Genomic DNA, 6,609 nt, shown 5'->3' on the forward strand with positions numbered 1-6,609 from the left:
GCGGTGAGGAGGGCGGCTACGGGGCCGGTGGGATCGGCGAGGTGGCCGTCGACGAGCAGGCCACGGTCGGTCAGCCAGGCGGTGAACTCCGGCGCTGCGCGCAGATTGAACAGTTCGCGCATGCCGGCGGCGTCGTGGTAGCTCGTCGACTGGTAGCCGAGCATGACGTCGTCGGCGCTCGGGACGCCCATCACGAACGTGCAGCCGGCGGCGACGAGCAGGACGAGCAGGTCGTCGTTGGTGTTCTGGTCGGCGTCGACGTGGTTGGTGTAGCACACGTCGCACCCCATCGGCAGGCCCAGCAGCTTGCCGACGAAATGGTCCTCCAGGCCGGCGCGGGTGATCTGGCGGGCGTCGGCGAGGTACTCCGGGCCGATGAAACCGACGACTGAGTTCACGAGGAACGGGTCGAACGCCCGCGCCACCCCGTGCGCCCGCGCCTCGCAGGTGAGCTGGTCGACGCCGTGATGGGCGTCGGCGGACAGCGCGCTGCCCTGCCCGGTCTCGAAGTACATGACCTGCTCGCCGATGAAGTCGCCGGGCCGGTCCCGGCGATGGTGGGCGAGCACGGTCGCGTGGCCTTCGGCGAGCAGGTCCAGGGTGATCCCGAAGCTGGTGTTCGCCGCCTCGGTGCCGGCAACCGACTGGAACAGCAGGTCGACCGGTGCCCCGGCGGCGAGCGCGGCGAGCTGGGTGGTGAGGTGCGCGAGCACGCATGTCTGGGTGGGCAGGGTCAACGCGTCGACCAACGCGCCGAGGCCGCGCAGGATCGTCCCGACCTGCTCGACCGACTCGCGCGCCGGGTTCACGCCGAGCACCGCGTCGCCGCAGCCGTGCAGCAGGCCGTCGAGCACCGACAGCAGGATGCCCTCCAGGTCGTCGACGGGATGGTTCGGCTGGACCCGTACGCCGAGGACGCCCGCCTCGCCGATCGTGTTGCGGCAGCGGGTCACCGTCCGCAGCGGCTTCGCGGCGCAGATCAGATCCTTGTCGCTCATGATCTTCGCGGTGGCGGCGGCGATCTCCGGGGTGATCGCGCGGGCCAGGCCGTCGTCGCGCCAGCGCGCCGGGAACGACGGTGCCAGGACGAGCTCGCGGAACTCACCGACGGTCAGCGACGCCAGCGGCGCGAACAACGCGGTGTCCTGGCCGCGCAGGATCAGGTCGGTCACCGCGTCGTCGATCAGCGGCGCGGCGACGATCTCACCGAGCGTGACGTCGGCGAGCGCGAGCTTGGCCGCCACCCGCTCGCGCGCCGACCCGGCGGCGATCCCGGCGAGCTGGTCGCCGGACTTCTCCTCGTTCGCCTTCGCGAACAGCTCCGCCAGATCGGCGAAGACGTGCCGCTCACCGCGCAACGTCGCCCGGTAGGCCACCGCGGCCACCTCCTGTCCCGTCCGTCCTCGGATCAGCGATCTTGAGAATATGGCGGCCGGGACAGTCAGGGGGCGGCGGGAGTGGACCGTGTGGCCGATCAGGGCGTAGCGGCACCTGCTCGGGCGATTCGGGCGTTACCGTGCTCGGCGTGACAGCAGGCGCAGGCGCGGGCGACGTCGAGCGCGGCCAGCCGGCGGCGGTGCCATCCGGTGCGGCGGCCACACGATGAGCGCGACCTCGATGGACGGGCTGCTCGGGCTGCTCGGGCTGGACGAGACCGTCGACGAGGTGCTCGCCGCCTACGATCTCGGCCCGGCGCCGCGGGCCACCCTGCTGCACATCTCGGAGAACATCACCTACCGGGTCGACGACCTCGCCGGGGGGCGCCGTTGGGCGCTGCGACTGCACCGCCCCGGCTACCACAGCCTCGCCGAGATCCACGGCGAGCTCGCCTGGGTGGCCGCCCTGCGCGCCGACGGGGTCGTGCGCACCCCTCCCGTGGTCCCCACCCGCACCGGCGCCTCCGTGGCGACCGCCACCGCCCGGCCGGAGGACGCCGGCAACGGCGGCGCGGGTGGGGGAGGCGATGAAGGCGGTGGCACCGAGCGGCATGCCGTGCTGTTCGAATGGGTCGGCGGCCGTTCGCCCGAAGCCCTGGAACCCGCCGCGCTGGGAGAAGCGTTCGCCCAGCTCGGCGACATCACCGCCCGGCTGCATCGGCACGCCCGGAGCTGGGCCCGCCCGCCGTCGTTCGCCCGCTTCGCCTGGACCTGGGAGAGCACCCTCGGCGCCGCCGGCCGGTGGGGAAGCTGGACCTCCGGCCTGCGCACTGCGCTGGGCGAGGCGGTTGTCATCGGGGCGGACGCAGCCGCGGGCGGGGAAGACCGGGGATCGCGCAGTGCCGCCGCGCGCGAAGCGGTGGAACTGCTGGGCCGGGCCGCCGCCGCTGCCGAGGGGCGGCTGTCGGCCTTCGGCAGGGGGCCGGACACGCTCGGGCTCATCCACGCGGACATGCGCATGGCGAACCTCCTCGTCCCCGACGGCGCCGAGCCCGTCGCCGCGGGAGGCGCGAGTGCGGGGGAGGCGGGCGAGGTGTGCGTCATCGACTTCGACGACTGCGGTTTCGGGTGGTATCTGTGGGATCTCGCGGCGTCGCTGTCGTTCATCGAGCACCTCGACGAGGTCGGTGATCTCGTCGCCGCGTGGCTCGCCGCGTATCAGCGCCGCCTCCCGCTGACCGCCGCCGACGTGGCGATGATCCCGACCTTCGTGCTGCTGCGCCGGCTGCTGCTCGTCGCCTGGCTCGGCACCCATCCGCACTCCGACGCGGTGCCCAGCATCCCGGCGTACGCCCGCGACAGCTGCGACCTCGCCGAGGCGTACCTCGGCGGACGCCTGCTCGCCGGCTGACCGCCATGCGCGGAAGACCGCATGAATCCCCCGCCGAACGGGGACATCGCGGACTGCACCCCCGCATCGACGAAAGGACGTGCCACATGTTCACCTCGGTCGCGGGTCGGACCGTCGTGGTCACCGGCGGGAGCAAGGGGATCGGTAAGGGCATCGCCCGAGTCTTCGCCGAGGCGGGGGCGAACGTCGTGCTCAGCGGGCGGGATGTGGTCGCCGCGGCCACCACGGCCCAGGAGCTCGATGAACTCGGCGGCGGCACCGTCAGCTTCGTGCTCGCCGACGCGGCCAGCGCCGCGGACAGCGCCCGGCTGGCCCGCACCGTCGCCGAGCGGCACGGCGGGGTGGACGTCGTCTGCGCCAACGCCGGGATCTCCCCGTCCGCGCCGCTGGCGGCGATCACGGAGGCCGACCTCGACGAGGTGCTGGGCACGAACGTCAAGGGCGCGATCCTCACGGTGCAGGCGTTCCTGCCGGCGCTGGTCGCCTCCGGGCGCGGCCGGGTGATCCTCACCTCGTCGATCACCGGGCCGGTCACCGGCGTTCCCGGCTGGTCGCACTACGGGGCGTCCAAGGCGGCGATGCTCGGGTTCATGCGCACCGCGGCGGTCGAGCTTGCCCGGGATCGGGTCACGGTGAACGCCGTGCTCCCGGGCCACGTCCGCACCGAGGGGCTCGCCGAGCTGGGCGCGGACTACCTGAACTCGACGGAGGCCGCGATCCCGATGCGCCGGCTCGGGGAGGTCGACGAGATCGGCCACGCGGCGCTGTTCCTCGCCTCGGACGAGGCGTCCTACATCACCGGGCAGGCGCTGGTGATCGACGGCGGGCAGATCCTGTCCGAGTCACCGGCCGCCGTCGGGCTGTCCTGACAGACAGTGGGATGTCATGGGCGGAGGTGTCACGTCGTTCCGTCGAGCGCCAGGGCGGCCGCGAGGGCGTCTGGGCGTTGCAGCTCGGGGAAGTGCCCCGTCCCGGGCAACCGGTGGATACGAACGGAGGGGACGTGGTCGCGTAGCGTCTCCGGATCGCTGGCGCGGTGGGACCGATCGGCGTCGCCCCAGAGGAGGGTGACCGGGACGGCCGGCGCCAGGGTCGGCGCGGGGCCGTCGAGGTAGGCCTGGAACGCGGTGGCGAGGGCGAACATCGCCCCCGCGGCGAACGCGGCGTCGCTGTGGCGGACGAGCGCGCCGGTCAGCGGGGCGTCGGCCGTGGCGGCGCGCAGCCAGGAGCGGGCGACCAGCGGCGCGCACGGCCGCAGGAGGAGCTGGCCGACCACCGGCCACCGCAGCGGCGATCTGCGGGCGACGGCGTCCCGCCAGGCGATCTCCTGCGCCCAGCCCGGGGCCTGCGTGAGCACGAGACGGTCGACCAGGTCGGGGCGGCGGGTGGCGATGTCCAGGCCGAGGTAGCCGAACGCGCAGGGAAACACCAGCCCCATCGGCGCACCGCCGAGATCGGCCAGGAACGCCTCGACGACCCGGGCGGTCGCGGCGAAGGAGCCGTCGAAGCCGGCCGGCGGGGTCGAGAAGCCGAATCCCGGCGGCTCGAGGACCACCACCCGGTGACGCCCGGCGAGCCGGCTGATCACCTCGCTGTACGCCTCCACGGTGACCGGCGGATCCGCGACGAACACCAGCGTCCGCCCATGCCCGACGTCGCGGACGCGCAGCAGCGCACCGGCGGCCTCGACGACGTGCACCCCCGGTGTCCGGGCCGACGCGGGCAGCCCGCGTCGCAGCGGCCGAGCGAACCGCTCGTCGATCCGAGGTCCCCATCGTGTCGTCGGCACCCACCCATGTCATCAGACCGGCGAGCGAGAGTCGCCATTGCGGACCTTTTCGAAGATCCGCTGCGGGTGTGCCGAGCCCGAGACCGGTGTGTTCTCCTGGCGGGGCGGGGCGGTGCCCGGAATATGGCGTGGTCATGTTTCACGGTGCGTGGCGGCTGGTTTCCTTGTATTCCGAGAAAAAGGAAGTAGAGAGTCATATCTGGCGCCGAGTGCCAGATATGTACATCGGCGTACAGCCCCGCGGCCCGGCTGACTTGGCTGGCTCGGTCGACTACCCGCCTATCGGCGCGACGTTGTGTGCGGGAGGTTGTGCGGAGCGTCGCAAGGGTATTCAACGGGTGCGCCGGGGGCGGCTTCCCGCTGGAGATCTGACGGTCGGGGTGCCCAGGTGGCGCATCTGCAGAAGGGATGGCCATGAAAATCCTCAAGCGTTTTAGATTTCTGGTCCTGGCTGTCGTCCTTGCCTTCGCCGCATTCCTGACGGCCGCACCCGCCGGGGCGGCCCCACCGCCACCGCCGAGCCCCAGCCCGGCCGCCGTCGCACCCTCGTCCGCGCCGCCGAAGGCGGTGGAAGGACCGCATGGTGGTCACAAGGGTGAGAAGGGGCAGCACTGGATCTGCCGTCCGGGCTACTGGGAGCCCGGCTACTGGATTCCCGGCTTCACGTGGCACCACCACTATTTCAAGAAGGTTTGGCAGCCCAGGCAGTGGCACCCCGGCTCCTGCTACTGGGGCAAGTGGTGAACCGCTTTACCGGTGGCTGCCCGACCTGCTGATCGCGGTGTGACGCCGCGGCGCGCCGGGTTCCCGCCGTTGGCCTGATCTGAGGGCGGCGGCGGGAACCCGGCCGTTCGCGCGGGCGCGTTCAGCCGGCCGGCAGGATCCGCCCGCACCGCGGCTTACCGGGCACCGGGACGAACTTCCTGCCGTCCGGCGTCACCTGCACGTAGTCGTAGCAGGGCGCGATGTCGGCCACGCCCTTGCTCAGGTTGATCGGCGCCGGTAGCAGCCCGTCGGCGTCGAAGCGGGTCTGGTGGCGCAGGCCGGCCAGCACACTCGCACGGGTCGGGCAGACGCCGGCGGCGGTGATCCCGCGCAGCAACAGGTCGGCGCTGATCCAGCCGATCAGCGCGGTGCCGGCCGGCAGCGCGGCGGCCTGCGGCGCGTAGGCGGCCATCGCGGCGAGGAACCGCCGGTGCGCCGGGGTGTTGAACTCGAACGGCGTGTAGTCGAGGAACGCGTACGCACCCGCGGCGGAGTCCCCGACCTGGGCGAGCTGGCTGCGGTCGTAGCTGGTCGGGTTGCCCAGGATCGCCTTGAGGCCGAGGTCGGCGTCCTGCACCGCGGCGACGATCTGGTAGAAGTTCGGCGCCGGGACGAAGGCGATGAGGCTGTCGGCGCCGGAGTCGCGGACCTGGTCGGCGAACTGGTCGGCGTCGAAGGGCCCGCTCGGGACCTGGAGGTTGTCCGCGGCCTTCAGGCCGGCGGCGCGCACACTGTTCTCGGCGGCGCGGGCCATCGACCGGGTGGCCGAGGACAGTTCGAGGGACACCGTGACCGCGCGCCGCGCGCCCCGGTTGGCGAGGAACTCGCCCCAGCCGCTGGAGGTGGGTTCCTCCACCGTCGGCCGGGAGTAGCTGAACACGTTCGAGCGCGGCGACAGCGACGGATCGGTGATCTGCCCGTCGACGACGGGAACCCCGGTGGATTCCAGCGACTTCGCCGAACCGGCGGCCGCCACGCTGAACTGGAGGATGCCGAGCGCCTGGTCACGCTGCGCCAGGACGCGCCCGCCGACGGCGTTGAGCTCCGGGGCCGCCTCGTCGTCCTCGACGCTGTAGGAGAGCTGGCGTCCGTTGATCCCGCCCTTGGCGTTCTGCTCGCCGAGGCGGGCGTCCACCCCGGCGCGGAACAGCGCACTGGGGTCGCCGGCGTACGGCGAGCTGGAGTACAGCATGCCGAGGCTGATCCTGCTGCGGTCGACGCCTGGCGTCGGCGCACACGGGTCCGCCCCACCGCGGCGGACCTGGCTC

Annotated in this window: 6 protein-coding genes; 3 read left to right on the forward strand and 3 right to left on the reverse strand. The window is 72.7% G+C overall.

The window, feature by feature from the left end; genetic code table 11:
* A partial coding sequence (gene eutB, locus NBZ85_RS25635) for an ethanolamine ammonia-lyase subunit EutB (protein ID WP_261562747.1) occupies positions 1-1,376 on the reverse strand: 1,376 nt, incomplete at its 3' end.
* Between the two features lie 226 nt (positions 1,377-1,602).
* Here eutB and NBZ85_RS25640 point away from each other — a divergent pair.
* Both NBZ85_RS25640 and fabG read left to right on the forward strand, forming a co-directional pair.
* Positions 1,603-2,787: a phosphotransferase enzyme family protein gene (locus tag NBZ85_RS25640; RefSeq protein WP_261562748.1), complete on the forward strand. Its 1,185-nt coding sequence runs from the start codon at positions 1,603-1,605 to the stop codon at positions 2,785-2,787.
* An 86-nt stretch (positions 2,788-2,873) separates the two neighbouring features.
* Positions 2,874-3,656: a 3-oxoacyl-ACP reductase FabG gene (fabG, locus tag NBZ85_RS25645; protein ID WP_261559987.1), complete on the forward strand. Its 783-nt coding sequence runs from the start codon at positions 2,874-2,876 to the stop codon at positions 3,654-3,656.
* A 29-nt stretch (positions 3,657-3,685) separates the two neighbouring features.
* On the opposite strand, the gene NBZ85_RS25650 is transcribed toward fabG, so the two are convergent.
* Positions 3,686-4,576 carry an alpha/beta fold hydrolase gene (locus tag NBZ85_RS25650; protein WP_261559986.1) on the reverse strand — a complete coding sequence of 297 codons (891 nt, stop codon included), beginning with the start codon at positions 4,574-4,576 and terminating at the stop codon, positions 3,686-3,688.
* 414 nt (positions 4,577-4,990) lie between these two features.
* Here NBZ85_RS25650 and NBZ85_RS25655 point away from each other — a divergent pair, with 414 nt between their 5' ends.
* On the forward strand, positions 4,991-5,320 hold the full coding sequence (locus NBZ85_RS25655; protein ID WP_261559984.1) for a hypothetical protein: 330 nt from the start codon (positions 4,991-4,993) through the stop codon (positions 5,318-5,320).
* A gap of 121 nt (positions 5,321-5,441) precedes the next feature.
* Here NBZ85_RS25655 and NBZ85_RS25660 read toward each other — a convergent pair.
* Positions 5,442-6,609: ABC transporter substrate-binding protein (locus tag NBZ85_RS25660; protein WP_261562749.1), on the reverse strand; the 1,168-nt coding region annotated here is incomplete at its 5' end.

The sequence above is a fragment of the Frankia tisae genome (assembly GCF_025403405.1).
In the GTDB taxonomy this organism is placed as follows: Bacteria; Actinomycetota; Actinomycetes; order Frankiales; family Frankiaceae; genus Frankia; species Frankia tisai.

Bases quoted from the DNA above. Each gene is read 5' to 3' on its own strand.
- NBZ85_RS25640 (WP_261562748.1), top strand. From the start codon at position 1,603: ATGAGCGCGACCTCGATGGACGGGCTGCTCGGGCTGCTCGGGCTGGAC.
- fabG (WP_261559987.1), top strand. From the start codon at position 2,874: ATGTTCACCTCGGTCGCGGGTCGGACCGTCGTGGTCACCGGCGGGAGC.
- NBZ85_RS25655 (WP_261559984.1), top strand. From the start codon at position 4,991: ATGAAAATCCTCAAGCGTTTTAGATTTCTGGTCCTGGCTGTCGTCCTT.